This is a genomic window from Oleiphilus sp. HI0123 (assembly GCF_001635315.1).
The window spans coordinates 1-1,564 of record NZ_LWGE01001624.1 but is presented as its reverse complement, the minus strand read 5'-3'; the positions used below and the strand labels follow the sequence as shown (position 1 = coordinate 1,564).

The 1,564-nt window shown below is 43.1% G+C and carries 2 protein-coding genes; both read left to right on the top strand.

What is annotated here, in order from left to right:
- Positions 1–146 precede the first annotated feature (146 nt).
- Positions 147–944: a sulfite exporter TauE/SafE family protein gene (locus A3761_RS21835; protein WP_068510263.1), complete on the top strand. Its 798-nt coding sequence runs from the start codon at positions 147–149 to the stop codon at positions 942–944.
- A gap of 33 nt (positions 945–977) precedes the next feature.
- On the top strand, positions 978–1,564 hold a 587-nt coding region (locus A3761_RS21830; RefSeq protein WP_156492028.1), incomplete at its 3' end, for an AAA family ATPase.

The following is a 1,564-nucleotide window of genomic DNA, read 5'->3' as shown; positions in this document are numbered from 1 at the left end:
AAATAGCATCAAATTGGTGCGCACAGCTTTGTTTAATGTGCTGTCTAAGTTCAATTTGGCTCGAAGTGTTATCAACAGCAAGGCCTCAAAAACGGCCATTTGATTAACTAAGCCTTGTATTTCCCTATCTATATTAGACCATAATCATGGAATTTCTTGCTTTAGGTGATTTTATTACGTACGTGCTTGCCGGAGCCGGTGTTGGTTTTGCGGTTGGGGTGACGGGTGTCGGTGGCGGGTCCTTAATGACGCCGCTTCTTATACTCTTCGGTTTCCCGACTCATATCGCCATTGGAACGGATCTAATTTATGCCGCCGCAACAAAGGCGAGCGGTGTAATTTCGCATGCGAAACAGTCTACTGTTAACTGGCAGATAGTATTTAGATTAGGCTTAGGCAGTATCCCGGCTTCACTTGTTACAGTCTACATGCTGAAGAACCACTTTGGTGATCCGTCCAGCTATCAACACATCTTATTAACTGTGCTTGGCTGTATGTTAATAATGACCGCCCTGGTAATTCTTATAAAACCTCGCCTTACCCGTTCATTTAATCTAAGCAGTAATGAGCGTCATAAGCTTAAAAAATACCAAGGCTTATTAACTGTATTTGCAGGGTTTATTCTCGGTATTTGTGTAACCCTAACGTCTGTTGGGGCTGGCGCATTTGGTGCAGCAGTTTTGATGATGCTTTATCCACGCTTAAACCCCGTTACTATCATCGGAACTGATATTGCCCACGCGGTACCGCTTACGCTCATAGCCGGGTTGGGACATATGCAGCTTGGTAATGTGGATTTCGTTCTTTTAATCTCCCTGCTAGTTGGGTCTATTCCTGCCATTCACTTTGGTTCAAAATTGAGCAAAAAACTACCAAGTGAAATATTGCAGCCAATATTAGCCAGCATCCTATTGATTATTGGGGTAAAATACGCGATCTTTTAGCCAATAACGCACAACACAAATACAGTTGAAGCTATGTCGCCAACATTTAATCTACTTAAAACAAAGTTCTTATCACCGCCATATAACCCAAGCAGTATTTTAAGAAAGCACCTACTAGAGCGGCTTGAGCTTCGGAGTGGCAGAAAGCTGGTGTTGGTTTCTGCACCTGCAGGCTATGGTAAGACAACCCTTGTTTCGCAGTGGCTACATCACAGTAAATCAAAACACTGCTGGCTATCACTTGATCAGAACGACAATCAGGCACTGAGATTTTGGCGTTATTTTCTTGGAGCGCTTCAAAGCTCTATTTCTGAATTCGGAGAAGAAGCACAGACACTGCTTCGGGACGATTCAGCTCACATTGAGGGCGCTGTCACTTCGATAATTAATGAGTTGAATGAATGGGCTAGCCATAATGAGCACCTTGATATTGTCTTAGATGACTTTCATAACATTGATAGTAAGGAATGCCTGAACCAGTTCGCCTACTTTGTCGATTTTCTGCCACCTTCTGTTCAAATTATCATCACATGCAGGTTCGAACCTTCGCTTCCGATCTCTCGTTGGAGTGTAAAAAACTGGGTAGACCAAATACAATCATCAGACTTGGCCTTCTCTAT